The organism is Bacteroides sp. AF32-8BH (genome assembly GCF_003435205.1).
GTDB classification, from domain to species: Bacteria; Bacteroidota; Bacteroidia; order Bacteroidales; family Bacteroidaceae; genus Bacteroides; species Bacteroides ovatus.
In genome coordinates, this window is record NZ_QVLZ01000036.1 from 36,690 (window position 1) to 63,629 (window position 26,940).

The window sequence follows — 26,940 nt, forward strand, 5'->3', positions numbered from 1 at the left end:
CTTTCGCAAGCATCATTTATTTATCTGTCATCCCCTATATGGTTTTCACAATTAAGTGAAAAGGGTTCAAAGCTTATTTTTTAGCATTATCTGCATCTTCGTCAGCCTTGTTCTTGATAGGAACAGCAATCTTGGCAGTAGTAGTCTTTCCCCAAATATCTTTCACTGTGATAAGGATATAACTTTCCGTGCCTGAAATAGTTGTTTTTATATTAGTAGTACTAGTAACAATCAACGATACATTAACTATACCTTTTTTAACTACTGGAGTTGCACCATCACTAGAATCTGCAGAAGGGAATGTCGTATCACTCAGTTTAATATAGTTTTTGGCCTCATCACTCAAAGACAATGTTACACTAGCTATTCTCTCGTCATCCACTTGAATATCTTTAGTAAGATAATCTTTCCATAAGAAATTCTTGATATTAATATCAAATTTCTGTTTTGCCATAGAAAGATAATTTCCTTTATCAGTAAATATATCAGTCTTAGGTCCTACAATTTGCGAAGCAAAAGTAAGATTAAACTTCTTCTCTATCTTAGTAAGATTTTTATTACCAAACGGAGTATAGGTGGCAATTACAGGTCTTGATTTATCTACTTCGGATTTAACAACAGAAATATCACCCTTATTTGCACCAGCAGTCCATTCCTTACCATCCTTGTCATTCTTACCAGGTTTGTATAAAGTAAACTCTATATGATCTTTAACACCAGCATCAATTGTTTCAAAGAGAGTGTACAAATTATAAGAGATAGTTGTTTCACTCGAAGATGTCGTACCATAAGCAGTAGCATTCTCGAAACTAGCATCGAAGAACGATTTAAGCGGTTTGAATACATTAATAGTATTATCATCTTGAGTGATGTTCAGATTTACTGTGATTATCTTAGCAATATCAGTGCCAGTAGCTTCATCTCCACCCTGATGATAAACTACCAAATCAATCTTATGAGAAGTAGCGGTAACCAAATTTTTAGCAAATTCAGGAGTTAGATAATAGACTTTCTCATCACCACTCTTACCATTGTCTGTCAATGCAAGTTTAACACTACCGTTTTGATAAGATACAGCTTCACCATTGACTTTCACTTCATCGGCAGTAAAGCTAATATTACCATCTGCTGCAGCAGTACCAGTAAGTTTCGTCGTTTTAGAAGAAGCATAAGCTATTGAATACTTCGTATCTTTCAATAATTTCTGAATATCATCAGGCAAAGTAACCTTAGAATCCGCATCCTTCGCACCGACAACCCAGTTCATTGTCAAAGATACGCTTTGTGCAAGAGTTTTAAAGTTTAAATTAAACTCTTTCTTATCAGCAGTACCATCAACTTTCAGGTAATGAAGAGTAACGATCACAGTTTGTGGCTCGGAAGAGGTGATAACAGTCTTACCATCTACCTCTTTCATTGTTACATTTTTTGTATTCTTAGGTATCGCATAGTAGTGAGCAAAGACTTTTCCTAAATTTTCTTCCCCATAACCACTTCTCTTACCATCAGCATCAAATACATTTTCACTCTGAACAAGATCATCTAATATACATTCTTCATTAATATCGATATCCTTAGCAGTAGTATATGTAGTAGCAGTCAAACCAGGAGCATTTTCTGTCTCGGCTTTAATCTTCACATCATAATCAGACAGAATTGTTTTCCCCCATGCATTCTTTGTAGACAATGCATAGGCAACATCCTTACCATTTTCAATGGTTTTAGCATCAACATTTGCAAAAGCAATAGCAAAATCATAAATGCCTTTATTCCATTGTTCTGCACGAGTAGTAGTTTTATTCTTCAATGGATCAGATGACATATTCTTAGCAGGTGATGCCAGTACAAAGCAAGTATTTCCATGCGAATCTTCCAAAGTTACTGTGTACTGTGCAATATCAATATCTGCAGGATTTACCATTGCATTGATTACAGCATCGCTACTGGTAAATAAATAACCTTTTGGATACTCAATTTCCGGATTACCGAATTTAACCTTGTTATTTGCAGTACCATAATACAGACTAACTTCTTTGGTTCCGTCAGTAGAAATTACGCCGTTTTCAATTGCCACACCTTTGATACTTGTTATATTATCAGCAGTGGGCAATACAACGTCTTGCCATTCATCTTTATCATTACGCACATGTAAAGTCCAGCATGGTTTCTCTTGACTCTTTACTATATAAATACTAGTTTCTGAAGTAGGACCTTGTACCCATCCAGCTTTATCTCCTTCTTTAATAGCATTCTCGTGCTCAGGTTGATAGAAATACCAAAAGCCATCAGTTCCAACATAGGGTGATTTGCCATCAACACCCTCAGGGCCTTTTGGACCATCAGGACCGGCAGGACCAACAGGACCAACAGGACCTTGTGGACCAGTAGCAGCAATTTGCTTTACATTGTCAATATACCAATATCCCTCCTTAATTTCAACTTTATGAGTAACACCATTTTTCCCATTTACGATGTCATAAGCGTCTCCATTATTAAAGGTTATCTTGAAGCCACCTTCAATCTTTACAACATCCTTCACCCATTTGCCATCATTCACTTTGGCTTGTAAATCGGCGATACTAGCTTTGTTCGCGTCAATCTGCGTTTGCAGATTGTCGATGTCATCATCATAGTCTTTACAGCCTACATAGGTGACAGTAGAAAGTGCCAGCGCTCCGAAGAACATCACTTTTACAAATTTTCTTTTCATAACTACTTAAAAATTACATTAATAATATATTATTAAACACTAAGTTTCAATAATAGACTGCCCGTTACTTTGTAGGTAACGGAGAAACCTTTGTGCCTGCTCTTCGGGAGTAGTCAATACTGAAAAATAATACGATATGCAATGAAACTTTTTTACCCCTGCTTCTGAAAGGCAGTAGAGGGAAGGAGATCTTTTGCAAAAATTTAGAAGTTAACAAAGCCCTAATACAAAGAATCCGCGTGTTTTATTTGGTTAATTCCTGTTTTGAGTAGTTTATTAGAAAAAATGTATGATTTCGTTTGGTTGTTTTAAGAAATATGCTCATATTTGCACCGATATTCATTCCCGTTACCTACAAAGTAACAGAGTAATTTTCAAGCGCTTACACCTACAACAGAGCGTTTCACGAAGTCAAGAACTTGTTTATTTGCTTCATCAATTTTCTTACTTCGGAAAGGTTTCAGATAGGTTTCAGTGACGGTGATAGACGAATGTCCCATCGCTTCGGAGATAATGCCCGGATGGATTTCACAATAATAAGCTGTCGTAGCCCAGGTATGGCGGGCGGTGTACGAGCTCAACTTATCGGATAATCCCAATAATTCACCTAGCAACATCAACTGTTGGTTAAAGCTGCGCAATGCCAACTGATATTCGCGATACGCCTCTTTGGTTCCTTCACGGCTTTTCAACAATGGAAACAAATAAGGAGAAGAAGGATCACGATTCATATACTTCTTCACCAGGATCATCGCTTCGGGAGTCAATGTCACTGACAATGGCCGTCCTGTCTTACGTCTGCGATACGTTATTACGTTATCACGCAAATCACTCTTACGCAAATAAGCGAGATCCACAAATGGCATACCACGAAGCGAAAACATCAGAATAAATAACTCTTGCGCCTGATATACCGCTAATGGCACACCGGACGTACGAGACAATTTTGCAAATACCTTTTTCATATCTTCATCGCCCAATGCACGTTTATGGTCGGCACGAGTACCGGTATAAACAGAACGGAACAGATGAGGTACATAAGAAGCTTTCCGAAGATCAACGGCACGATTGTAAACCGCACGAAACGTGCGCAAATAAGTGGAAACGGTGTTCCAACTGCAACCACGACTGCGAAGATATACTTCAAATCCCTTTAACCACTCCGGACTCACTTCATCAAAGGTGAAGTCCACTTTCCCACTATAAGCAATGATGGCATTCAGACTGCTACGATAGACGTGCGCAGTACCGAAGTTTCCCTCCACCTGTAGCCCGTTAGCTACCTGCTTCATAAATGTTAATACTTTCAACATCTCACTTTTATTAATAAATTTGATTCTAAATATACGAAGTATTCTCATTACTAAGAATACGTTGACCAAACAAAATATAAAGCAAGGATGTTTTGAAAAGATCAATTTGCAGAATAGATTGATAATAAAAAGAACGAGGGTACCCTTTTCGGACACCCTCGTTTTCATATTCATTCAGCGAAAGCCGGAATTACATCATTCCGCCCATGCCTCCCATTCCGGGAGCGCCCATCGGCATTTCTGGCTTATCTTCCTTCTTTTCTACAATTACACATTCAGTAGTCAGGAACATACCAGCGATAGAAGCTGCATTCTCCAAAGCTACACGAGCAACCTTAGCAGGATCTACTACACCGGCAGCGTGCAAGTTTTCGTAAACGTCCGTGCGGGCATTGTAACCGAAATCACCTTTACCTTCACGTACTTTCTGAACAACTACTGCACCTTCTTTACCAGCGTTAGCAACAATCTCGCGAAGCGGTTCTTCGATGGCGCGTTTGATGATACCAATACCAGTTGTTTCATCGGCATTATCACCCTTCATTCCTTCCAAAGAATCAATAGCACGGATATAAGCTACACCACCACCCGGGATGATACCTTCTTCGATAGCAGCACGAGTTGCACGCAAAGCATCGTCCACACGGTCTTTCTTTTCTTTCATTTCTACTTCAGAAGCAGCACCTACATAGAGAACAGCTACACCACCTGACAATTTAGCCAGACGTTCCTGCAATTTCTCACGGTCATAGTCAGACTTAGTTGCTACAATTTGTGCTTTGATCTGTTCGCAACGTTCCTTGATGCTGTCTTTGTTACCTGCACCGTTTACAACAGTTGTATAGTCTTTAGTAACTGTAACTTTGTCAGCAGTACCCAACATTTCGATGGTAGCCTGTTCCAGTTTCAAACCTTTTTCTTCGCTGATAACAACACCACCTGTCAGGATAGCGATATCTTCCAGCATTTCTTTACGACGGTCACCGAAGCCCGGAGCTTTCACAGCACAGATCTTCAATTGAGAACGCAGACGGTTTACTACCAATGTAGTCAACGCTTCGCTATCTACATCTTCTGCAATTACCAACAGAGGACGACCAGTCTGTACAGCAGGTTCGAGGATAGGCAAGAAATCTTTCAGGTTAGAAATCTTCTTGTCATAGATCAGGATGTAAGGTTTCTCCATCTCACATTCCATCTTTTCCGTATTTGTCACGAAGTAAGCAGACAAATAACCACGGTCGAACTGCATACCTTCTACTACACCGATAGTAGTGTCTGTTCCTTTTGCTTCTTCGATAGTAATCACACCGTCTTTAGAAACTTTACGCATAGCGTCAGCAATCAATTTACCGATTACCGGATCATTGTTTGCAGATACAGTGGCAACCTGTTCAATCTTGTCATAGTTGTCACCTACAGTTTCAGCCTGATCCTTGATTGATTCTACCACTTTGGCAACGGCCTTGTCGATACCACGTTTGATATCCATCGGGCTAGCACCGGCAGTTACGTTCTTCAAACCTTCAGCTACGATAGCTTGTGCAAGAACGGTTGCAGTAGTTGTACCGTCACCGGCATCGTCACCTGTCTTAGAAGCAACTTCTTTTACCAACTGTGCACCAGTGTTCTGGTAAGCATCTGCCAATTCGATTTCTTTTGCTACTGTCACACCGTCTTTTGTGATGTGCGGAGCACCGAATTTCTTCTCAATGATAACGTTACGTCCTTTCGGGCCCAGAGTTACTTTTACTGCATTTGCCAAAGCATCGACACCTTTTTTCAATTGGTCACGGGCATCGATATTGAATAATATTTCTTTTGCCATCTCTTTATTTACTATTTAAAGATTTACTATTTACTATTATTAATTAACCCAAAACAGCGAGAACATCGCTCTGACGCATAATCAGATATTTAGTACCTTCAACGTCAAGTTCTGTTCCGGCATATTTACCATAAAGAACTGTATCGCCTACTTTCAATACCATTTCTTCGTCTTTCGTACCGTGACCTATTGCCACAACTTCACCTTTCAAAGGTTTTTCTTTTGCTGTATCAGGGATAATGATACCACCAATTGTTTTTTCTTCTGCAGGTGCAGGGAGGATAAGCACTCTGTCTGCTAATGGTTTAATGTTCATAGTTACTTGTTATATTTTAGTTATACATTTAATAGTAGATGTTACCCGCCATTTTTCAGGCGGAACGCTAAAGTTATTGCGAAAAGCGTGCCAAAGTAAATAAATGATTCTTTGTCAGAAATAGACTGACAAAATGACTGACAACTTGCATTGTATGGCAAAAAAGTATATTTGTCACCTACTTTTTAAACAAAACAAAAGGATTATTCCTTATAATGACGTATATTCGTAAACGAACCATCAAATGCACTGTATAAATAATATGAATGGAATAGCATCCGGCCTCATCATCGCCTCTTGCGTCTTCTACTCCTGCACTTCGCGTACAGGAGAGATTTCTCCTGTACACGAACAACAAACAGACTCGCTGTCACAGGATACAATAGTTCAACCCGAGGTTAAACCTGTTAATAAAAAACTCACGGCAGAGCAGATAGAAATCTCCAAAGATTTATTGTATGACCAATACACATTGGAAGATACCTATCCTTATAAAGACACTACCCGGCAGTTTCAGTGGGATAAAATCAAAGAACGGCTGGCATTACTCGAAAATATACAGTTGCAGCCTTCCACCTGGGCCATTCTCCAGAATTACAAAAACAGAAATGGAGAAGCACCACTTGTGAGAAGTTTCAAAAGAAACGCTTACGGACGAGTGGCAGATACTCTTGGCATAGAACGTTACCAATCCGTTCCGCTTTATCTATTGACTGACACATTAGTACCCGAACGTTACGGACAGGATGGGGAATTAACCCGTTTTATCGAAGATGGAGAGAAATTCATAAAAGCAGAGCCAATGTTTACCGGAGATGAATGGATGATTCCTAAAAAATATGTCAAAGTAATCGGAGATACGATTGTTTTTAACAAAGCTGTTTTCGTAGACCGCCACAATCAGAATATCGCTTCTCTTGAACGTAGCGGAAAAGGGCAATGGGTGGTTCGCAGCATGAATCCTTCCACTACGGGACGTCATCTGCCCCCGTATGCACAGGAAACTCCTTTAGGAATGTTTGTTTTACAGGAAAAGAAAGTGAAAATGGTATTTCTAAAAGACGGCTCGAAAGAAACGGGAGGTTATGCTCCTTATGCGAGTCGTTTCACGGACGGGGCCTATATTCACGGAGTACCGGTCAATGCTCCCCGCAAGACGCAGATAGAATATAGTCCGTCGTTGGGAACTACTCCACGCTCACACATGTGCGTGCGGAATGCAACTTCCCATGCCAAGTTTATCTATGACTGGGCCCCCGTAAATGAAACTATTATTTTTGTATTGGAATAACCGTTGAACAGATCAGCATCGCCATTCCCTGATTCTTATTATCTATCTTATGGAATATGGTTAGAAAACTTATTCTCTATAAGGAGGAAACTTACTTTCTTCCTTGGGAAAAGTTGCTTTTCCCTTATCCCAAACTATAACCGCAAGTTCCGGTTATAAAACTGCAACTTTCAGTTATGTAATCAAAAGTTTCAGTTATATAATCAGAACTTGCGGTTATAGTTTATCTTATACTCTAAACAAGTTTTCTCCCTATGCAAAAGAAATTGGCATAGGATGAAAAGAAACTTACTTATACGTACTTGAGAGAGAAAACAAAGAGGTCCGAACTCTTCAGTCCAAACCTCCAATTATAAAAAGGGATTTCTTTATCCCAGATGATCTCTTATCAATCAAATATCTTCTCTCTTTTATTTTCTCCGGTTTCACTCAACCCATACTTTGCCCTCGTTATATTCTGAATTATCTCTCTCTGTACACTTTCCAATGCACTTATTTCTTTTTGTAATAACTCCAAGGCAGAACCTTTCTGCAATAAATAAGACCGTTCAGTATATTTTATATAAGAAGTCGGAATCTCCTGCTTCTTTTCTTTATAATAGGCAATCGCATATCGCAAAGCTTCCGATCTATATTTGCAGACAGCCTTTCGTTCGGCATAGTACAAATCTTTATAAGCATTCTCTTCACTTCTCAACTTTTTCCAGAATGCAGAAAAGGCTGTTGATACAGCATCTTTCTCTTCCTTGGTTACCGCTTCTTTTTGCTTCTTCACCAGATCTTTATATTCTTTGTATGTATTTAAAAACTTATCCAGTTCCTCTTTACTGGCTTTATGTTCCAGACGATAAGTCTCCAAAGAAGCAGGACGCTCATATTCGACAACCTGTTGCAGATAAGGCAAATCATTCCAACTTATATATTTATTGTTTGCTTCACAATAATCTGCGTAAGCAGCTGCAAGCTGCCAACTATATTCTTTTGTCTTTTGACTCAATTCCTCGTTGATGGCGGACAAGTTCTTTTCCATCTCTTTCAAGTCCTGTGCCAATACCGCTTGCATACTTCCCCATCCGGAGAGAAACAAACAAAGCATACTCCATAAAACTGTTTTCATAATAAGATGATTTAAATTTTCTCCAAAGTTATTGTTTCTCTACAGAATTCCAAACACAATTACAGATTTGCGATATATTTCCATAATGGAGCAGCATTCAGCGCTTGCATAATTTCGTTCTTATCGAGCAGACTTCTCACCTCTTCCAATGTGAGCAGATGGACGGTGATATCTTCAGTAGCTTCCAGATGCTGATGGTCTATCAGTTCCACGTCTGTGACAAGAAAGCAGTAAGTCAGATTGGTATGAGTGCTCGGATTAGCGGAAATCACCATATACTCTTGCCAGTTTCCTTTTCCGTAGCCCGTTTCTTCCCACAATTCACGCTGGGCGGACACCAACGGCGAAGCATCTTCCTTCTCGCAGACACCGGCACAGAGTTCATAACAAGTTCGTTCGATTCCCGGACGGTACTGGCGGACAAAAACGAATTGACCATCTTTAGTAATGGCAATGGTATTTACCCAGTCGGGATACTCAAGGATATAATACTCGGGGATATGATTCCCATTGGGAAGTAACATATCTTCGCAACGCACAGTCAGCCATGGACGGCGAAATAGATATTTGCTACTTACCGTTTTCCAGGCTTTATTCTTCTCTTCCATAAGATTTGTTTTTCTCCCGGCAAAAATACGAATTCCTCCGGATTATCCTACCTTTCGGTTGCTTGTTTTTATTCGTCTGTGTCGATACAAGTGATCTCTATCTCATGTATCTGCTCCAAGTATTTTTTGGTAGAGCTTACCAAAGAACTTCCCATGTAGAATAAAAACATCAGGCTGATAATAACCATCAATGCACCAATCATGGCAAAACGACTGCGCTGTTCAAAAATACTGCTATTCATAACTCTGCCTCCTCTTATTTTTTGTCCACTACAAAGATAACACGCGAGGGCTACAAAAAAGTTACAAGAATGTTTCAAAAAACTTAAATATTGAAATTCTGTTCGTATCTTTGCACCAACTAACTAACAACCTCTTTATTACAATATGGCATTTACGAATAATATTATGATTGTCCGGCATAAACTGCTGGCAGACCTTGTTAGACTCTGGAAAAACGACGAATTAGTGGAAAAGATAGACCGGCTTCCGATTGAGTTGAGTCCACGAAAATCGAAACCCCTAGGACGGTGTTGCGTACATAAAGAACGCGCAGTGTGGAGATACAAGACTTTTCCCCTGATGGGACTGGATATGACAGACGAACACGACGAAGTTACCCCACTTTCCGAATATGCACGATTGGCATTGAGTCGTCCCGAACCAGACAAGGAAAATATCATGTGCGTCATCGACGAGGCTTGTTCTTCCTGTGTACAGATCAATTATGAAATAACCAACCTTTGTCGCGGATGCGTGGCACGTAGTTGTTACATGAACTGCCCTAAAGATGCGATACGTTTCAAGAAAAACGGTCAGGCAATGATTGACCATGACACATGTGTCAGTTGCGGTATTTGTCACAAGAGTTGTCCTTATCACGCTATTGTATATATTCCCGTACCTTGTGAAGAGTCTTGTCCGGTAAAAGCTATCAGCAAAGATGAACACGGCATAGAGCACATTGATGAAAGCAAGTGTATCTACTGTGGAAAATGCATGAATGCTTGTCCGTTCGGGGCTATCTTCGAAATCTCGCAAACATTCGATGTATTGCAGCGCATCCGTAAAGGGGAAAAGATGGTCGCCATCATCGCCCCGTCTATTTTGGGACAGTTTAAAACTTCTATCGGACAAGTGTACGGTGCTTTCAAGGAAATTGGATTTACTGATGTGATCGAAGTGGCCGAAGGTGCTATGGCAACCACCAGTAATGAAGCACACGAGTTACTGGAGAAACTGGAAGAGGGACAGAAGTTTATGACTACTTCCTGTTGTCCTTCTTATATCGAACTGGTAGAGAAACATATTCCGGATATGAAACCTTATGTTTCTACCACCGGATCACCGATGTACTACGCTGCACGGATTGCCAAAGAGAAGCATCCGGATGCTAAGATTGTATTTGTCGGTCCTTGTGTGGCAAAACGAAAAGAAGTACGCCGCGATGAAGCCGTGGATTATATTCTGACGTTCGAAGAAATCGGTTCGATTCTTGACGGGCTGGGTATTCAGCTGGAACAAATGCAGGAGTTCTCCGTATTACATACTTCCGTTCGCGAAGCACACGGATTTGCACAGGCAGGTGGTGTGATGGGAGCTGTCAAAGCTTATCTGAAAGAAGAAGCGGAGAAAATCAATGCGATACAAGTGTCGGACATCAATAAAAAGAATATCGCTCTGCTGCGTGCCTGCGCCAAAACAGGAAAGGCTGCCGGACAGTTTATTGAAGTGATGGCATGCGAAGGAGGATGTATCACCGGACCGAGTACGCATAACGACATTGTTTCGGGACGTCGCCAACTGGCACAAGAGCTGCTCAAACGGAAAGAGAGCTATGAAACAATGGATCGATAAACTACGACAGGAAAGAACACTGACACCGGAAGAGTTCCGGCAACTGTTGACCGGATGTGACGCAGAAATTCTGCGTTACATCAATAAACAGGCGCAGGAAGTCGCACTCCTCCACTTCGGAAATAAGATTTATATCCGCGGACTGATTGAAATCAGTAACTGCTGCCGGAACAACTGTTATTACTGTGGTATCCGAAAAGGGAATCCGAATATCGAACGTTACCGGTTAAGCCGGGAGAGTATACTGGACTGTTGCCGGCAAGGATATGAATTGGGCTTCCGCACTTTTGTGCTGCAAGGAGGAGAAGATCCTGCACTGACAGACGATCGGATAGAAATGACTGTCGCCCGTATCAGGCAGGATTATCCGGATTGTGCTATTACGCTGTCGCTCGGTGAAAAATCACGTGAGGCATACGAACGTTTCTTCCGTGCCGGAGCCAACCGTTATCTGTTACGTCACGAAACTTATAATGAGTTGCATTACCGGCAACTGCATCCAGCGGAAATGTCCGGCAAACGACGCCTGCAATGTTTAGCGGATTTGAAAGAGATCGGTTATCAGACAGGAACCGGAATTATGGTCGGCAGTCCGGGACAAACAGTAGAGCATATCATTGAGGATCTATTGTTTATAGAAAAGCTACGCCCGGAAATGATTGGCATCGGGCCTTTCCTGCCCCATCATGATACACCTTTTGCCGAATATCCCAGCGGAACGGCGGAACAGACGATTCTTCTATTATCCATTTTCCGCCTGATGCATCCGTCCGCATTGATTCCGGCAACAACAGCTCTTGCCACTCTCATTCCTGATGGCAGGGAACGGGGTATTTTAGCAGGTGCGAATGTGGTTATGCCTAACTTGTCTCCTCGAGAGGAACGGAGAAAATATGAATTATATAATGACAAAGCTTCACTCGGAGCGGAATCTGCCGAAGGGCTGGCTGCCTTACAAAAACAATTGAAGACCATCGGCTACGAGATTTCTACCGAAAGAGGCGACTTTAAGTACACTACAGAGAATATATGATATACCAAAAAGATTCATCAAAAGCAGAAGAGTTTATCCATCATGAGGAGATTCTGGATACGCTGGAATATGCGCAGAACAATAAGGATAACCGTGTCCTGATTGAACAACTGATTGAAAAAGCGGCTTTGTGCAAGGGACTGACGCACCGGGAAGCGGCTATTCTGCTGGAATGTAACCAACCTGACCTGATAGAACGTATCTTTCATCTCGCCAAAGAAATCAAACAGAAGTTTTATGGCAACCGTATCGTCATGTTCGCACCGCTTTATTTGTCGAACTATTGCGTAAATGGTTGCGTATATTGTCCGTATCATGCTAAAAACAAGACGATTGCACGCAAGAAACTGACGCAGGAGGAAATTCGCAGGGAAGTGATTGCTTTGCAGGACATGGGACATAAGCGGCTCGCTCTTGAAGCGGGTGAGCATCCGTCACTAAATCCGATAGAATACATTCTTGAATCTATTCAGACGATTTACAGTATCAAACATAAAAATGGAGCGATCCGCCGCGTAAACGTAAATATCGCAGCTACTACAGTAGAAAATTATCGCCGATTAAAAGAGGCAGGTATCGGTACGTATATCTTATTCCAGGAGACTTATCACAAGGACAACTACGAAGCCCTTCATCCCACCGGCCCGAAAAGTAATTACGCCTATCACACCGAAGCAATGGACCGTGCCATGGAAGGGGGAATCGATGATGTAGGTATTGGTGTGCTTTTCGGTTTGAATACTTATCGGTATGATTTTATCGGATTGTTAATGCATGCCGAACATCTGGAAGCCAAATTTGGTGTAGGTCCTCATACAATCAGTGTGCCGCGTATCTGTTCGGCGGATGACATTAATGCGGGAGATTTTCCGAATTCAATTTCCGATGAGATATTCAGTAAGATTGTAGCTGTTATCCGAATTGCCGTTCCTTATACCGGAATGATTATTTCCACACGTGAATCACAAGAATCGCGCAAGAAGGTACTCGAATTGGGTATCTCACAAATCAGCGGCGGCTCACGTACCAGTGTAGGCGGATATGCTGAAACGGAATTACCCGATCATAATTCCGCGCAATTTGACGTAAGCGATACCCGGACATTAGACGAAGTGGTCAACTGGTTGCTCGAACTCGGATATATCCCCAGCTTCTGTACTGCTTGTTACCGGGAAGGACGGACAGGCGACCGTTTCATGTCATTAGTGAAATCCGGTCAGATAGCCAACTGTTGCGGACCGAATGCCCTGATGACTCTGAAAGAGTATCTGGAAGATTATGCTTCCGAAGATACCCGCCAGAAAGGATTAGAATTGATTCTAAAAGAAACAGACCGAATCCCTAACCCTAAAATCAGGGAAATAGCTATCCGAAACCTCAAAGCCATAGCCGCAGGGCAAAGAGATTTTAGATTTTAAATCATACGCCAATGTGCTAATATGTCGATGTGCCAATTGGCTGTACATGAATTAACAGATTGATAAATTAGTAATTATGAGCTTAACAGATACTCCAAATGCAAGCAGACTTCATATAGCCCTTTTCGGTAGACGGAACAGTGGTAAATCTTCTCTTATCAATGCATTGACAGGACAGGATACCGCCCTCGTTTCAGATACTCCGGGAACGACTACCGACCTTGTATCCAAAGCTATGGAAATTCAAGGTATTGGTCCGTGTTTGTTTATAGATACTCCGGGGTTCGATGATGAGGGAGAACTTGGAGAGCTGCGTATCAGCCGGACTTTAAAGGCTATTGAGAAAACAGATATTGCATTGCTGCTATGTGGAGATACTACCTTTTCTCATGAAAAAGAGATGCTGACACTATTGAAAGAGAAGAATATCCCTGTCATTCCGGTATTGAATAAAATAGATATACGAGAGAACAGTGATAGCTTAGCCACATACATTGAGAAAGAATGTAAAATACGCCCATTACTTATCAGCGCCAAAGAAAAGACAGGAATTGAACAGATCCGGCAAGCCATTCTCGAAAAGCTGCCTTCGGACTTCGGTCAACAGAGTATCACCGGGGAACTTGTGACAGAAAACGACCTTGTACTTCTGGTTATGCCGCAGGATATTCAAGCTCCAAAAGGCAGACTGATTTTACCACAAGTGCAGACTATCCGTGAATTGTTGGACAAAAAATGTCTCGTAGTGACTTGCACCACTGACAAGTTTCCGGCAACCTTGCAAGCTCTTGCCCGCCCTCCGAAATTAATTATCACCGATTCGCAGGTCTTCAAAACGATTTATGAACAGAAGCCAAAGGAAAGTGAACTAACCTCTTTCTCTGTGCTTTTCGCAGGATACAAGGGTGATATTCATTATTATGTAGAAAGTGCTGCTACCATTGAAAGACTGACGGAATCGTCGCGTGTACTGATAGCGGAGGCTTGTACGCACGCTCCCCTTTCCGAAGATATAGGAAGAGTGAAACTCCCCCGTTTGTTACGGAAACGAATTGGAGAGAATCTGCAAATTGATATGGTAGCCGGAACTGACTTTCCACAGGATCTGACTCCTTACTCTTTGGTAATCCATTGCGGAGCATGTATGTTCAATCGTAAATACGTACTTAGCCGCATCGAACGTGCTCGGGAGCAACACATTCCCATGACGAATTATGGAGTAGCGATTGCTTTCCTCAATGGAATACTAGATCAAATAAAATATTAAAAAAGAAGTCGACTCTCTTTTAATTTTAAAGTGAACCCCCAAAGTCTTTTATCTGACTTTGAGGGTTCACTTCATTTTTATGTTAAAGCGGCCTCTTTATATAGAGAGTTCTAATATCTCTGCTTATTTCTTCACTACAGCAATCAGTTCTTCTGCCGAAACAAGATTTTGTTCCCCTGTCTCCATATTCTTCAACATGGCTTTGCCTTCGTTCATTTCATTCTCACCGACAATAGCTACAAACGGAATATTCTTTGTATTGGCATAACTCATCTGTTTCTTCATCTTGGCTGCATCCGGGAAAATCTCGGCACGGATACCGGCAGCACGCACTTTCGACAGAATTCCCATAGAGAATGCAGCTTCCTTTTCACCGAAGTTGATGAATAGAAGTTCTGTTCCATTCACAGCTTCTTTCGGATAAAGTTCAAGTTGGTTCAATACATCGAAGATACGGTCTGCACCAAAAGAGATACCCACTCCCGACACTCCTGCCATACCAAATACTCCGGTCAGATTATCATAGCGACCACCACCTGTGATACTACCAATCTGCACATCCAACGCTTTCACTTCAAAGATAGCACCTGTATAGTAATTCAGTCCGCGAGCCAATGTCAGGTCAAGCTCGATTTCATTCTTCAAGCCCATTGTTTCCAATGTATTCAGGATAAATTCGCTTTCTTCCACTCCTTTCAATCCTACTTCACTGGCCGATAATACATTTTTCAATGTTGCCAACTTTTCCGCATTCGTACCGCTAAGGAGAATAATCGGCTGCAACTTGGCAATAGCCTCATCACTGATTCCCTTCTCTTTCAGTTCGGCATTTACATTATCCAAACCCATTTTATCCAGTTTATCAATCGCTACAGTAATATCGACGATTTTATCCGATTCACCTATAATTTCAGCGATACCGGAAAGAATCTTACGGTTGTTTATCTTAATACATACACGAATATTAAAACGACTGAAAACAGTATCGACAATCTGCATCAATTCCACTTCGTTCAGTAATGAATCGCTTCCTACAACGTCAGCATCACATTGATAAAATTCGCGATAACGTCCTTTTTGCGGACGGTCAGCACGCCATACCGGTTGAATCTGATAGCGCTTGAACGGGAAAGTGATCTCATCACGATGCATCACGACGTAGCGAGCAAAAGGTACTGTCAAGTCATAACGCAAACCTTTCTCACAAAATTTGCTTGCCAGTTTGACAGCATTACGGCTTAACAATTCTTCGTCAGTAATCCCGGAAAAGTAATCTCCTGAATTTTGAATCTTAAAGAGTAGTTTATCCCCTTCATCGCCGTACTTTCCCATCAGTGTAGAAAGCATCTCCATAGACGGAGTCTCTATCTGCTGGAATCCATACAAATGATATACGTCACGAATCGTATTGAATATATAATTACGCTTCGCCATTTCTACCGGCGAAAAGTCACGAGTTCCTTTAGGAATACTTGGTTTTGCTGCCATAATATTACTGTTTATAATTTTAATGGCGCAAATTTACTGCAAATTTCCGAGCAATGCTTACATATATTTGAAAAAATCACCCGTATTGTGTCCATCCCCTATTAATATCGTAAAGAAACACTCAAACAAGTCCTCCAAACTATATAAAAAATCCTCCATAGTCTTTGGAAAGACTGCGGAGGATCCCTTTTTATTCTATAGAAGGAAGCTGGCAAAACTGCCTTTTCCCTTTTTCATTTCTTAGTCTCTTCTACCCATGAAGATCATGATGTAGTAAACCAATGTTGCTAATGAACCTAATGCAGCAACTACATACGTATAAGCAGCTGAACGAAGAGCGTCTTCTGCCTGTGCATGATTGTACGAATTAGTAATGCCGGATGAACTCAACCATACCAATGCACGTTTACTTGCATTGATTTCCACCGGCAGCGTGATAAAGCTGAACAATGTAGTCATAGCGAACAAGATAATACCTGCCAGCAATAACTGCGGAAAAGAGTTTATCAGCAAGATACCACCCAACAATACCCACGTCATAATGGAAGAAGCAAAGTTCACAACCGGAACCAGCGCACTACGCATCTTCAACGGAGCGTACATACGTGCATGCTGCACAGCGTGTCCACATTCATGGGCCGCTACGGCAGCCGCCATAATGCTGTTACTTTCATACACCCCTTCACTCAAATTCACTGTTTTGTTAGTAGGATTGTAGTGGTCGGTCAACCGTCCCGGCGTATGTGTAACCTGCACATCATAAATTCCATTGTCATGCAACATCTTCAAAGCAACATCGCGTCCTGTCATTCCGTTTCCTGTAGGAATCTTAGAGTACTTCTTGAATTTGTTTTGCAAATTCATCTGTACCAACCAACTGACAACAGCGATTCCTATAAATAATACCCAATAAGACATCATATACTTTTCAATTTTAATTATTACTCTATATATCTATAAACAAATTGTTTGCCAAAAATAAGGGGAAACGTTCAATGTCAGAATAGTTTCCCCTTGCTTTTATGAAGAATTAGCTAAAAATTAGTCAATTGTCAGTTCTACTACATAGTCAATATCTTTCGGAACCTCGGCGAATTCGAGCAAAACACCAGCTTTCGTCTTTGTGAAACGGACCGGAGACTGATCTTTAAACAAGACTGCTTTCTTGACCTTCTTTCCTGTCAATGGCAGGAACAAAGCTGCATCTTTCAGGTCGAGGATATGTACATAGAGTTTATTTCCTTTTTGTGTGGTCACTCCCCAATCATGCGGAGCAACTATGCCGCTTCGTGTTCCATAGATCGTTTCGCCATATTGTTTCATCCACTCTCCCATCTCTGCCAAGCGTTGCACAGCTACCGCAGGAAGTTCCCCATCAGGTTGAGGACCGATATTCATCAAAAGATTGGCATTCTTACCGGCTGCCTTCACCAGATAGTGAATCAATGTCTTTGTAGATTTATAATTCTGGTCGGTAATCTTATATCCCCACATACCATTCATTGTTTCGCAAGTTTCCAACGGCAGGCGACTCACCTCCTGTCCAGAAAGTCCCGAAGCATTCTCACCCGGCAGATCGCGTTCGAAAATCTGAATATCTTCTCCATCAAAAGGCGTCTGATGATGATTGTTACCCACCAGGCAGCCCGGTTGGAGTTTATGAATCAAAGCATACTGCTCTGGTAATTCCCAGTTAAAAGATTTAGGTTGATCCCACCATCCGTCAAACCAGATGGCACCTATCGGACCATAATTCGTCAGTAACTCCGTCAACTGGTTATTCATGAATTGATAATAGCTTTTCCAATCCCCTTTCGAGTTCGAACGTCCCGTCCCCTGTCCTGTACGTCCCCAGGGATAGTCCTCACGCGCCCAGTCAAGATGAGAATAATAAAAATGAAGCTTGATTCCCTGCTTGGCACAGGCAGCTGCCAGTTCTTTCACAATATCTCTTTTAAAAGGGGTGGCTTTGACTACGTTATAATCCGAATACTTAGTATCGAACATAGAAAAACCTTCGTGATGACGGCTAGTAAAACAGATATATTTGGCTCCCGAAGCTTTAATAGCCTCCACCCATTTATCGGCATTAAACTTGGAAGGATAAAATCCACCTGCCAGTTTGGCATACTCTTTATAATTCAGATTATTGTTTGTCATAGTCCACTCACCGGTAGCGAGCATGGCATATAGCCCCCAATGAAGAAAAATACCAAACTTATTGTCCTGAAATTCCTGTCGTGCTTTCAGATTCTCTTCGGCAGGCTGATAAGGAGACTGTGCAAATGCTCCCAAGTTCATGACGAACAACAAAAGGAAAGTAATAAAACGTGTTTTCATAAGGCGTACATTATTTTTCTGTGTGTTTAGAATAGACTACAAAGGCTTGAATAAAAAAGGCGGAGTTTTTCTTCAATCTCCGCCTTTCCTCCATATAATAAATCAATGGTTATTCTTCTGTATAACGTTCGATCGTCTGTGCTCTGTCCGGTCCTACAGAAACAATCTTGATTTCTACGCCAAGTTGTTCTTCCAGGAAAGTCAGATAAGCGTTGAACTCTTCCGGGAATTCATCTTCGCTCTGCATCTTGGTCATATCTGTCTGCCAGCCCGGAAGCTCTGCATAAACAGGTTCTACCCCTTCTGTGATGTCATACGGGAAATAATCGATTTCTTCACCATTCACTTTGTAGGCAACACAAGCTTTGATTGTTTCGAAAGTATCGAGTACATCGCTCTTCATCATAATCAATTTGGTAACCCCGTTTATCATAACGGAATACTTCAGCGCTACCAGGTCGATCCATCCACAACGACGTTTACGTCCGGTAACAGAACCGAATTCATGTCCCAAAGTACACATCTTGTCACCTGTTTCATCAAACAGTTCTGATGGGAACGGGCCTGCTCCTACACGAGTACAGTATGCTTTGAAGATACCATATACTTCACCGATACGGTTAGGCGCCACTCCCAGTCCGGTGCAGGCTCCCGCACATACGGTATTGGAAGAAGTCACGAACGGATATGAACCGAAATCAATATCAAGCATAGTACCCTGCGCTCCTTCACAAAGAACGCTCTTACCATCTTTCAACAGATTATTCACTTCATGTTCGCTATCTACAAAATGGAATTGTTTCAGGTATTCGATACCTTCCAACCATGCTTTTTCCAGTTCAGTAAGATCGTATTCATAATTCAGGCTCTTCAGAATTTGTTCGTGACGAGCTTTTGCGGCAGCATACTTCTGGTCGAAATTATGAAGAATATCACCTACACGAACACCGTTACGGCTCACTTTATCCGTATAAGTAGGGCCGATACCCTTGCCGGTAGTTCCTACTTTGGCGTCTCCTTTGGCTACTTCATAGGCAGCATCCAGAATGCGGTGTGTCGGAAGAATCAGATGAGCTTTCTTTGAAATGTGCAAACGTTCTTTCAGCGGATGACCTGATGCTTCAAGCGCTTCTGCCTCTGCCTTAAACAATGCCGGATCAAGTACCACACCGTTACCGATGATGTTTACCTTGTTTCCTTGAAAAATACCGGAAGGAATAGAGCGGAGCACATATTTCTGTCCTTCGAACTCAAGCGTGTGACCGGCATTCGGGCCGCCCTGAAAACGAGCAACCACATCATACTTAGGTGTTAAAACGTCGACTACTTTTCCTTTACCTTCGTCGCCCCATTGTAATCCTAATAGAACATCTACTTTCATTTTTCTTTTTTATTGTTGTTATTTACTTTTTTCCGTTTGTTAGCTCTGTCGCACTTACTACATACTCCATATATATATAAGGAGTAATGCGAAAGCTGGAAGCGGCTCAATTTCGTATTTTCAATGGCATGCTGTAATTCCTCGTTCTGAAACTCGGTCACTCTACCACATTGAGTACATATCTGATGATGATGTGTCTCGCGATTATATGATTTTTCGTATTGGGAAGAAGTGCCAAACTGATGCTTAATGACCAGTCGTGCATTGATAAGGAGGATAATGGTGTTGTAGAGAGTTGCACGGCTCACCCGGAAATTCTCCTGGTCCATCATCCGTGAATAAAGCATGTCAATATCGAAATGACCGTCGATAGAATAAATAGTATCGAGTATGGCGTAGCGTTCAGGAGTCTTACGATGCCCGTTCGCCGTGAGATATTCCGTGAATATCTGCCTTACTGTATCTTTCACGTTTTGAGTTTCCATCATCAGCCAAAATTAGCGCGAACAAAGTTAAGCCTTTTTTGCGGAAAGCAAAAGAAATTCCTAGAAATAAGTAATGGGTTAATTATTCTTCAGTCTCTTCTTTCACCATGTTGTAGAGCATCTGCTCCCCTTCCAAGGTAGAATCAGCCATTCCCTCCACCAGACGGCATACTTGAAAGGCATGTTCTTCACTATGCTGCATATATTTGCGGATAACCAATAAAGCAGCGTTACGAACATGATAACTGTTGGAATGTACAGCACAGATTGCCTGATCGAGTAATTCGCCGGAGGCGCGTTCGGTCATATCCCCTTTCTTCATCAGAAGACGGGCAGCAGTCAGAAAACCGCAAGCCTGTATATACTCTTGCTCATCTGCAATCCAGTGAAAAGATTTGGCCGGAGCATACGGCAAATGCTGGAAGAGATTCATGCAAGTCAGCTCGGCTATTTCGATATTCCGGATATTTTCTACCCAAATGTCGGCTATCTCAGGATAAAACGTTTCAATCGGCTGAAGCATCCCCGCCAGAATTTTACATTCGCGAATGTCCTCTTTCCACAGAGCCTGTGCCAGGTCATGATTCTTCTCATAATTTTCGGCAATCATCTTGATACGAGGCAGTTCCACTCCGAAATTGAGTTTATAAACCAGCCCTTTCTCACGCATACTTTGGGACACAGCCCCGTTCATAGAGAGACGGAGCTGTGTCTTGATATCTTTTAATTGTTCTTTTATATCCATTTCAAATCAGTTGTTTATTGAAGGCAGCGGAGAATAATCAGTGCTGTAACGCAGCATTTGTTCTACATAACCTTCATCATAGGAAACTGTGACATCTGTAACAGTTCCGTTTTCATCTGTCACCAGTTCGTATTTCGGATTCACAAAGCCTTTGTAAGGAGCTAGATTCAGCTTCTTATAGCGTTCCAGAACTTCTGCATGCAGAGCCGGATCCACTTTTACCGCATAGTTTTCTACTAATGTACGAGCACCTTCAAAATCGCCAGTCGACTTGATGCGCTGAATTTCAGCTAATAATTCGCCGAAAAGCTGACGTACCTTCTGATAGTCATTGATAACCACATAAGTCTTTCCGTCTTTCTTCACCAGTTCCACCGCTTTATCGGCAGCTCCTTTTTCAAATACCCAACGGGCTATCAGCTGGCGATTGCGCATGTGAGCTTCTTCAACACTATTTCCCGGTTCGATACGTACCAGTTGTGTCATCAACCCGTTCATCAGATAAGTATAGTATTGAGCCTTATAAGCATCGGGAGAAGAGAGCAATCCCAGTTCCACCAGCTTCGGATCGGCTACATAATACAATCCGAATAAATCAGCACGTGCCTCTTCGATGGTAGAGCCATAAGCCTTCAATGCATCCGGATCTACGCCCGGAAGCAACTTACCGGAACCGTGTCCCAAACATTCGTGCAAGTCCGTATGCAGCTCGTCCGTTAAGTCAGAATAGGCATCAATCAGTTGTATTTCAGCATCGCTATAAACAAATTCTTCGTTGAATCCGTTTCCGTGAGCGGCTTTATTATAAGCGTCTGTTATATTTCCGATTGTTACTGACTTAGAGCCGTGATGAGCACGAATCCAGTTAGCATTCGGCAGATTGATACCGATAGCTGTTGCCGGATAAAGATCACCTGCAAGGATAGCAGCAGTAATCACTTTAGCCGATACCCCTTTCACCTTTTCTTTCTTGAAAGATTTATCAACCGGAGAATGATCTTCAAACCATTGCGCGTTACTGCTGATAATCTCCGTACGATGTGTCGATTCCAGATCTTTGAAGTTCACCAAAGATTCCCAACTCGCTTTCATCCCCAGCGGGTCGCCGTAACTTTCAGTAAATCCATTCACAAAATCTATTCGTGAATCCAAGTCTTTCACCCAAAGAATAGCATATTCATCGAAATCTTTCAGATTGCCTGTTTCATAGAATTGAATCAGCTTGGTGATAACGGCCTTTTGCGCCTCATTTTCTGCCACACCTTCCGCTTTCTTCAGCCAATAAACAATCTTCTCAATAGCCTGTGTATAGAGTCCGCCTACTTTCCAAACCTTCTCTGTCAACTTTCCATTTTCTTTTACCAAGCGACTGTTCAGTCCGTAAGAAACCGGTGTTTCGTCTTTCGGGTCTTTCATATCACTATAAAAACGTTCTGCCTCTTTCTGCGTCACTCCATCGTAATAGTTACAAGCAGAGGTCAATACAAGATCTTCGCCATCCGCCTGGTTTACCCGCTTCGGCATAACTGCCGGATCGAAAATCACCGGGAACAGCTCGGCACAGAGTTGATCGGCAGTCTGCCCTTTCTCCAGCGGAAGCAACTTGGCATCCAGACCGAGCACGGCCTGTTTCAAGAATTCCTGTGAGAAGTTCGGCACAAATTTCTCCGTACCATAGTGATGATGAATACCATTGGAGAACCATACCCTTTTCAAGTACACCTCCATGTTTTTAAAATCAGGCGTCGTTTTATCCCCCTGATAGTTTGTATATACTGCTTCGAGCATCCTACGGATTCTCAAATTATATTTTCCATTCTGGTCAAACAGAATATCCCTTCCTTCCAGAGCAGCCTCTGTCAGGTAATAAATCAGTTCCTTCTGTTTCAGCGTCAGTTCCTCAAATCCGGGAACCTTATAACGCAATATTTGTAAATCAGCAAATTGTTCCACTGTATAATCAAATTTTTCTGCTTCAGCAGTTGTTGTTTTACTTCCTCCGCACGATGTTAAGAGCGTGGCGGCCACTGTCATTAAAATCAGATGTTTTCTCATAATGTTAGTATTGATTAATTAAAATGAGAAAAGGAATTATCTCCAAAATCTTTCATTTAGAGGTAATTCCTTTTGACTAGTTTCGGAACGCGCAATTATTTCTTATTTTCGAGATGTTTTTTGCGATATCCATTAGGAGTCTCACCTACGTTTTTGTAAAATGCAGCGTAAAAAGATTGACGATTTGCAAAGCCAACCATGGCACTAATTTCTTCCACATTTTTGTCGGCATAACGTTTGTCAGTCAATAAATGCAAAGCATCTTTTACTCTGTATTCATTCAACAGGCAAGAATAGTTCATGCCAAAGCGTGAGTTTACTACTGCAGAAAGGTAACGAGTATTCGTTTTCAATTCTTTCGCCAAGTCCTTAGCTGAATAATCAGGATCCTTATACTTCTTCTGTACAACGATGATATTCAGGATCTTGTCATACAACTCGTCTGCCAATTCCGGTCTAATCAAAGACCTGTATGCAGCCTTTTTTTCTTTCTTTTCCCTCAAATTGTAGGGACGTTTTTTCGGAGTTTCTTCCGTTTTTTTGTTCTCTAAATCACTCATTGAATTAACTGGTTAGGGTTTGTTCATTTGTTAATTATTGCTCATTTGCAACATAACATGTTACAAATGTCTTACTTTTTTTTTAAACACACAATTATTTTGTGCATTTTTTTTCTAAATAAACAATCAAAAACCTTGAAAAAGAGGGAATAGGGTTGAATAATAAGAAACTTTAACTTATTTATAATTCATATCAGAAACTGAAATCTACACATAATGAAAATTGCCAAAGAAAAATGTACCTTTGCAGCATGGATAAATCAGCATCAATGAGAGAAACTCTAAAGACATATTTCGGATACGATAGTTTCCGTCCTCTGCAAGAAGAAATCATCCGCCACATCCTGAACAAACAGGATGCATTGGTATTAATGCCTACTGGTGGGGGAAAATCAATCTGCTACCAACTCCCTGCATTGCTTTGCGAAGGTACTGCCGTTGTCGTTTCCCCACTTATCTCATTGATGAAAGATCAGGTAGAAGCATTGCTGGCAAATGGCATCGCTGCCGGAGCACTGAACAGCAGTAATGACGAAACGGAAAACGTCCAACTGCGTCGCGCATGTGTTGAAGGACGCCTGAAGCTGCTTTACATTTCACCGGAAAAACTTTTAGCAGAAAAGGATTATTTGTTGCGGGATATGAACATCTCTCTGTTTGCTATTGATGAAGCGCATTGTATTTCACAATGGGGACATGACTTCCGTCCGGAATACACACAAATGGGAGTGCTTCACCAACAATTTCCGCAAATACCGATTGTCGCACTAACTGCTACTGCGGATAAAATCACGCGCGAAGACATTGTACGGCAATTACATCTCAACCATCCCCGTATCTTTATCTCATCTTTCGACCGCCCCAACATTAGCCTGACTGTGAAACGTGGTTTTCAAGCGAAAGAGAAGAACAAGGCTATCTTAGAATTTATTCACCGCCACGGGGGAGAAAGCGGGATTATTTATTGTATGAGCCGAAATAAGACAGAAACCGTCGCACAGATGTTGCAAAAGCAGGGTATTCGCTGCGGTGTCTATCATGCCGGATTATCCACCCAACACCGGGACGAAACACAGAATGATTTTATTAACGACCGCATACAGGTAGTATGTGCCACCATTGCTTTTGGAATGGGGATTGATAAATCAAATGTCCGCTGGGTCATACATTATAACCTGCCTAAAAGTATAGAAAGTTTTTATCAGGAAATAGGACGTGCCGGACGCGACGGTCTTCCTAGCGACACTGTCCTGTTTTATTCATTAGGAGATTTAATATTACTAACCAAATTCGCTTCGGAAAGTAATCAGCAAAACATCAATCTGGAAAAGCTTCAACGTATGCAGCAATATGCAGAGGCTGACATTTGCCGGCGTAGAATCTTATTAAGCTACTTCGGAGAGACAACAACAGAGGATTGTGGCAACTGCGATGTTTGTAAAAATCCACCTCAACGATTTGACGGTACGGTCATCGTGCAAAAAGCATTAAGTGCCATCGCACGTACGGAACAGCAAATCAGCATAGGACTGTTGATTGATATTCTCCGTGGAAACTATTCTGCTGAAGTTACCGGAAAAGGTTATCAGGAACTTAAAACGTTCGGTGCCGGACGCGATATTCCTCCTCGTGACTGGCAAGACTATCTGCTTCAGATGTTGCAACTCGGCTACTTTGAAATAGCTTATAATGAGAACAATCATCTTAAGATAACGTCAAGCGGAAGCAATGTTCTCTTCGGAAGGACACAAGCGGCATTGGTAGTTATCCAACATGAGGAAGCAGTTACCCGAAAAGGAAAAAAGAAAAAAGTGGTTATCGCCAAAGAACTCCCCTTCGGTGCAGCAGGCGGCGAAAGCCAAGATTTGTTCGAAGCATTGCGAGGATTAAGAAAACAGCTTGCCGATCAGGAAGCTTTGCCTGCCTATATCGTCTTGTCAGATAAAGTTTTGCATCTGCTTTGCATCTCACGTCCCACCACTATCGAAGAGTTTGGAGAAATTAGCGGTATCGGAGAGCACAAGAAAAAGAAATATGGAAAGGATTTCGTAAATCTGATTAGACAGTTCGTAGAATAAAAGAAATTCTTTAATAGTATGTATTAACGAGTCACCTGACTAATGATTATTCGTTCCACCCGGGTTATCTTTTCGTTCCACCTATGTTTCCCTTTCGTTCCACAAAGGTAGAACGAAAGGGAAACATAGGTGGAACGAACTAATGCCTGTAATAAAAGACCCTAACTTATGTAAACCGGAAAGATAAAGTTACTTTATTTATAACTTCACTTACATTGCTTAAGCTGTTCGTGCAAATCAGCCGGAGGCACTCCCAATGAAATGGCTTTTTCAAAGTCGGCTTTTGCCAATCCTTTTTTCTTCTGTGTCAGGTAGATATTCCCACGCAGCAGATAAGCATCAGCCGAAGCAGCATCCAACCGGATCGCTTCCTCCAAATCAACCAACGCCAAATCTTCGTGTTTCATCTCACGTTCCACGTCGGCACGGGCAATATAAAGAGTCGCATCGTCAGGAGTAGCCGTAATCATCTTATTCAAAATTTCAAGAGCTTCCCGGAATTTTCCTTCTTTCTGCTCCAAAGTAGCTAATCCCAGCCGTCCGCTATAGCTCTGCGGATCAAGTTCCAATAAACGATTATAATCCATTCTCGCAGCCGGATAATCGCGGCGGAGCACATAAATATAAGCACGCATCAACAAAGCTTCCTTGTTCTGCTTATCCTCATCAAGCACCTGGCAATAATCGGTATAAGCACGGTCTGTTTTTCCCATTTCCATATAAATGGCGGCACGGTCGAGTAAAATAGGAACTGCCAAAGGAGCAAAATTCAGTGCAAAAGAATAAGACTCCAACGCTTTATCAAACTCACCCAAACGGCGCTGGACTAAACCTAAGTTAGAAAAGAGTAATGCATTCTTAGCGTTCTTCGGTTCTAACTTCAAAGCCTGAAGCAAAAGTTCCTCTGCTTTGGGAAGACTGTCTTTCTCAATACATTCAATGGCTCTCTCGGACAATTGCTGATAAGTTTGTGCAAAGGCAACAGCCGGAAAACAAAAAAGTAAAGCTATAATTATTCTTACCATGGTTCAGGTCTTTTTATAATGAATG

Annotated in this window: 22 protein-coding genes; 6 read left to right on the forward strand and 16 right to left on the reverse strand. The window is 41.7% G+C overall.

Annotation, left to right across the window (positions count from 1 at the left end):
• Positions 1-73 precede the first annotated feature (73 nt).
• The 4 genes from DWZ47_RS21965 to DWZ47_RS21980 all read right to left on the reverse strand — a co-directional run bounded on the left by DWZ47_RS21965 (position 74) and on the right by DWZ47_RS21980 (position 6,167).
• Positions 74-2,710 carry a hypothetical protein gene (locus DWZ47_RS21965; RefSeq protein WP_117514691.1) on the reverse strand — a complete coding sequence of 879 codons (2,637 nt, stop codon included), beginning with the start codon at positions 2,708-2,710 and terminating at the stop codon, positions 74-76.
• Positions 2,711-3,084: 374 nt separating this feature from the next.
• Complete coding sequence (locus tag DWZ47_RS21970; RefSeq protein ID WP_004307167.1) at positions 3,085-4,023, reverse strand: tyrosine-type recombinase/integrase; 939 nt, start codon at positions 4,021-4,023, stop codon at positions 3,085-3,087.
• Between the two features lie 190 nt (positions 4,024-4,213).
• Positions 4,214-5,851: a chaperonin GroEL gene (groL, locus tag DWZ47_RS21975; RefSeq protein WP_004301061.1), complete on the reverse strand. Its 1,638-nt coding sequence runs from the start codon at positions 5,849-5,851 to the stop codon at positions 4,214-4,216.
• Positions 5,852-5,894: 43 nt separating this feature from the next.
• Positions 5,895-6,167: a co-chaperone GroES gene (locus DWZ47_RS21980; protein WP_004301062.1), complete on the reverse strand. Its 273-nt coding sequence runs from the start codon at positions 6,165-6,167 to the stop codon at positions 5,895-5,897.
• Between the two features lie 244 nt (positions 6,168-6,411).
• Here DWZ47_RS21980 and DWZ47_RS21985 point away from each other — a divergent pair, with 244 nt between their 5' ends.
• The gene (locus DWZ47_RS21985; protein ID WP_004307170.1) at positions 6,412-7,458 is read left to right on the forward strand and encodes a L,D-transpeptidase; all 1,047 of its coding nucleotides are present in this window, start codon (positions 6,412-6,414) and stop codon (positions 7,456-7,458) included.
• Positions 7,459-7,846: 388 nt separating this feature from the next.
• On the opposite strand, the gene DWZ47_RS21990 is transcribed toward DWZ47_RS21985, so the two are convergent.
• The 3 genes from DWZ47_RS21990 to DWZ47_RS30715 form a co-directional block, all read right to left on the reverse strand.
• Positions 7,847-8,575, reverse strand: a complete 729-nt coding sequence (locus tag DWZ47_RS21990) for a DUF5039 family protein (protein ID WP_008999730.1) — start codon at positions 8,573-8,575, stop codon at positions 7,847-7,849.
• A 59-nt stretch (positions 8,576-8,634) separates the two neighbouring features.
• A complete protein-coding gene (locus tag DWZ47_RS21995) occupies positions 8,635-9,183 on the reverse strand; it encodes an NUDIX hydrolase (protein ID WP_117514693.1) in 549 nt (182 codons plus the stop codon).
• A 68-nt stretch (positions 9,184-9,251) separates the two neighbouring features.
• Positions 9,252-9,425 (reverse strand): hypothetical protein, encoded by a 174-nt coding sequence (locus tag DWZ47_RS30715; RefSeq protein WP_004301069.1) that lies wholly within the window; start codon positions 9,423-9,425, stop codon positions 9,252-9,254.
• A gap of 145 nt (positions 9,426-9,570) precedes the next feature.
• Here DWZ47_RS30715 and DWZ47_RS22000 point away from each other — a divergent pair, with 145 nt between their 5' ends.
• The 4 genes from DWZ47_RS22000 (at position 9,571) to hydF (ending at position 14,758) form a co-directional block, all read left to right on the forward strand.
• Positions 9,571-11,040 carry a 4Fe-4S dicluster domain-containing protein gene (locus DWZ47_RS22000; protein ID WP_117514695.1) on the forward strand — a complete coding sequence of 490 codons (1,470 nt, stop codon included), beginning with the start codon at positions 9,571-9,573 and terminating at the stop codon, positions 11,038-11,040.
• A complete protein-coding gene (gene hydE / locus DWZ47_RS22005) occupies positions 11,021-12,073 on the forward strand; it encodes a [FeFe] hydrogenase H-cluster radical SAM maturase HydE (protein ID WP_004321650.1) in 1,053 nt (350 codons plus the stop codon). Before DWZ47_RS22000 ends, hydE begins: the two co-directional genes overlap by 20 nt.
• Complete coding sequence (gene hydG, locus DWZ47_RS22010) at positions 12,070-13,491, forward strand: [FeFe] hydrogenase H-cluster radical SAM maturase HydG (protein ID WP_165860900.1); 1,422 nt, start codon at positions 12,070-12,072, stop codon at positions 13,489-13,491. The genes hydE and hydG overlap by 4 nt, the downstream gene beginning before the upstream one ends.
• A gap of 76 nt (positions 13,492-13,567) precedes the next feature.
• Positions 13,568-14,758 (forward strand): [FeFe] hydrogenase H-cluster maturation GTPase HydF, encoded by a 1,191-nt coding sequence (hydF, locus tag DWZ47_RS22015; RefSeq protein ID WP_117514697.1) that lies wholly within the window; start codon positions 13,568-13,570, stop codon positions 14,756-14,758.
• Positions 14,759-14,881: 123 nt separating this feature from the next.
• Here hydF and hisS read toward each other — a convergent pair whose 3' ends face one another.
• From hisS to DWZ47_RS22055, 8 genes are all read right to left on the reverse strand, one after another.
• The gene (gene hisS, locus DWZ47_RS22020; RefSeq protein ID WP_117514699.1) at positions 14,882-16,246 is read right to left on the reverse strand and encodes a histidine--tRNA ligase; all 1,365 of its coding nucleotides are present in this window, start codon (positions 16,244-16,246) and stop codon (positions 14,882-14,884) included.
• A gap of 240 nt (positions 16,247-16,486) precedes the next feature.
• A complete protein-coding gene (locus DWZ47_RS22025) occupies positions 16,487-17,167 on the reverse strand; it encodes a zinc metallopeptidase (protein WP_004301089.1) in 681 nt (226 codons plus the stop codon).
• A gap of 120 nt (positions 17,168-17,287) precedes the next feature.
• A complete protein-coding gene (locus DWZ47_RS22030) occupies positions 17,288-18,586 on the reverse strand; it encodes an alpha-L-fucosidase (protein ID WP_004301091.1) in 1,299 nt (432 codons plus the stop codon).
• A 109-nt stretch (positions 18,587-18,695) separates the two neighbouring features.
• Positions 18,696-19,967, reverse strand: a complete 1,272-nt coding sequence (locus DWZ47_RS22035; RefSeq protein WP_117514701.1) for an adenylosuccinate synthase — start codon at positions 19,965-19,967, stop codon at positions 18,696-18,698.
• The gene (locus tag DWZ47_RS22040) at positions 19,964-20,452 is read right to left on the reverse strand and encodes a Fur family transcriptional regulator (RefSeq protein ID WP_004327109.1); all 489 of its coding nucleotides are present in this window, start codon (positions 20,450-20,452) and stop codon (positions 19,964-19,966) included. The genes DWZ47_RS22035 and DWZ47_RS22040 overlap by 4 nt, the downstream gene beginning before the upstream one ends.
• A gap of 82 nt (positions 20,453-20,534) precedes the next feature.
• Complete coding sequence (locus tag DWZ47_RS22045; RefSeq protein ID WP_117514703.1) at positions 20,535-21,197, reverse strand: DNA alkylation repair protein; 663 nt, start codon at positions 21,195-21,197, stop codon at positions 20,535-20,537.
• 6 nt (positions 21,198-21,203) lie between these two features.
• Positions 21,204-23,252 (reverse strand): dipeptidyl-peptidase 3 family protein, encoded by a 2,049-nt coding sequence (locus DWZ47_RS22050; RefSeq protein ID WP_004307186.1) that lies wholly within the window; start codon positions 23,250-23,252, stop codon positions 21,204-21,206.
• Positions 23,253-23,347: 95 nt separating this feature from the next.
• Positions 23,348-23,812, reverse strand: a complete 465-nt coding sequence (locus DWZ47_RS22055; protein WP_004301101.1) for a helix-turn-helix domain-containing protein — start codon at positions 23,810-23,812, stop codon at positions 23,348-23,350.
• A gap of 269 nt (positions 23,813-24,081) precedes the next feature.
• Between DWZ47_RS22055 and recQ the strand changes: the two genes are divergently transcribed.
• Complete coding sequence (gene recQ / locus DWZ47_RS22060; RefSeq protein WP_032849097.1) at positions 24,082-25,890, forward strand: DNA helicase RecQ; 1,809 nt, start codon at positions 24,082-24,084, stop codon at positions 25,888-25,890.
• Between the two features lie 206 nt (positions 25,891-26,096).
• Here the strand turns inward: recQ and DWZ47_RS22065 are convergent, their stop codons facing one another.
• Positions 26,097-26,915 carry a tetratricopeptide repeat protein gene (locus tag DWZ47_RS22065; protein ID WP_004307188.1) on the reverse strand — a complete coding sequence of 273 codons (819 nt, stop codon included), beginning with the start codon at positions 26,913-26,915 and terminating at the stop codon, positions 26,097-26,099.
• Positions 26,916-26,940 lie beyond the last annotated feature (25 nt).

Bases quoted from the DNA above. Each gene is read 5' to 3' on its own strand.
- DWZ47_RS22050 (WP_004307186.1), bottom strand. From the start codon at position 23,252: ATGAGAAAACATCTGATTTTAATGACAGTGGCCGCCACGCTCTTAACA.
- DWZ47_RS22040 (WP_004327109.1), bottom strand. From the start codon at position 20,452: ATGGAAACTCAAAACGTGAAAGATACAGTAAGGCAGATATTCACGGAA.
- DWZ47_RS22035 (WP_117514701.1), bottom strand. From the start codon at position 19,967: ATGAAAGTAGATGTTCTATTAGGATTACAATGGGGCGACGAAGGTAAA.
- DWZ47_RS21985 (WP_004307170.1), top strand. From the start codon at position 6,412: ATGCACTGTATAAATAATATGAATGGAATAGCATCCGGCCTCATCATC.
- recQ (WP_032849097.1), top strand. From the start codon at position 24,082: ATGAGAGAAACTCTAAAGACATATTTCGGATACGATAGTTTCCGTCCT.
- hydG (WP_165860900.1), top strand. From the start codon at position 12,070: ATGATATACCAAAAAGATTCATCAAAAGCAGAAGAGTTTATCCATCAT.
- hydE (WP_004321650.1), top strand. From the start codon at position 11,021: ATGAAACAATGGATCGATAAACTACGACAGGAAAGAACACTGACACCG.
- DWZ47_RS21965 (WP_117514691.1), bottom strand. From the start codon at position 2,710: ATGAAAAGAAAATTTGTAAAAGTGATGTTCTTCGGAGCGCTGGCACTT.
- DWZ47_RS22055 (WP_004301101.1), bottom strand. From the start codon at position 23,812: ATGAGTGATTTAGAGAACAAAAAAACGGAAGAAACTCCGAAAAAACGT.
- DWZ47_RS30715 (WP_004301069.1), bottom strand. From the start codon at position 9,425: ATGAATAGCAGTATTTTTGAACAGCGCAGTCGTTTTGCCATGATTGGT.
- DWZ47_RS22025 (WP_004301089.1), bottom strand. From the start codon at position 17,167: ATGATGTCTTATTGGGTATTATTTATAGGAATCGCTGTTGTCAGTTGG.
- DWZ47_RS21980 (WP_004301062.1), bottom strand. From the start codon at position 6,167: ATGAACATTAAACCATTAGCAGACAGAGTGCTTATCCTCCCTGCACCT.
- hisS (WP_117514699.1), bottom strand. From the start codon at position 16,246: ATGGCAGCAAAACCAAGTATTCCTAAAGGAACTCGTGACTTTTCGCCG.
- DWZ47_RS22045 (WP_117514703.1), bottom strand. From the start codon at position 21,197: ATGGATATAAAAGAACAATTAAAAGATATCAAGACACAGCTCCGTCTC.
- DWZ47_RS22065 (WP_004307188.1), bottom strand. From the start codon at position 26,915: ATGGTAAGAATAATTATAGCTTTACTTTTTTGTTTTCCGGCTGTTGCC.
- DWZ47_RS21990 (WP_008999730.1), bottom strand. From the start codon at position 8,575: ATGAAAACAGTTTTATGGAGTATGCTTTGTTTGTTTCTCTCCGGATGG.
- DWZ47_RS21970 (WP_004307167.1), bottom strand. From the start codon at position 4,023: ATGTTGAAAGTATTAACATTTATGAAGCAGGTAGCTAACGGGCTACAG.
- DWZ47_RS21995 (WP_117514693.1), bottom strand. From the start codon at position 9,183: ATGGAAGAGAAGAATAAAGCCTGGAAAACGGTAAGTAGCAAATATCTA.
- DWZ47_RS22030 (WP_004301091.1), bottom strand. From the start codon at position 18,586: ATGAAAACACGTTTTATTACTTTCCTTTTGTTGTTCGTCATGAACTTG.
- DWZ47_RS22000 (WP_117514695.1), top strand. From the start codon at position 9,571: ATGGCATTTACGAATAATATTATGATTGTCCGGCATAAACTGCTGGCA.
- hydF (WP_117514697.1), top strand. From the start codon at position 13,568: ATGAGCTTAACAGATACTCCAAATGCAAGCAGACTTCATATAGCCCTT.
- groL (WP_004301061.1), bottom strand. From the start codon at position 5,851: ATGGCAAAAGAAATATTATTCAATATCGATGCCCGTGACCAATTGAAA.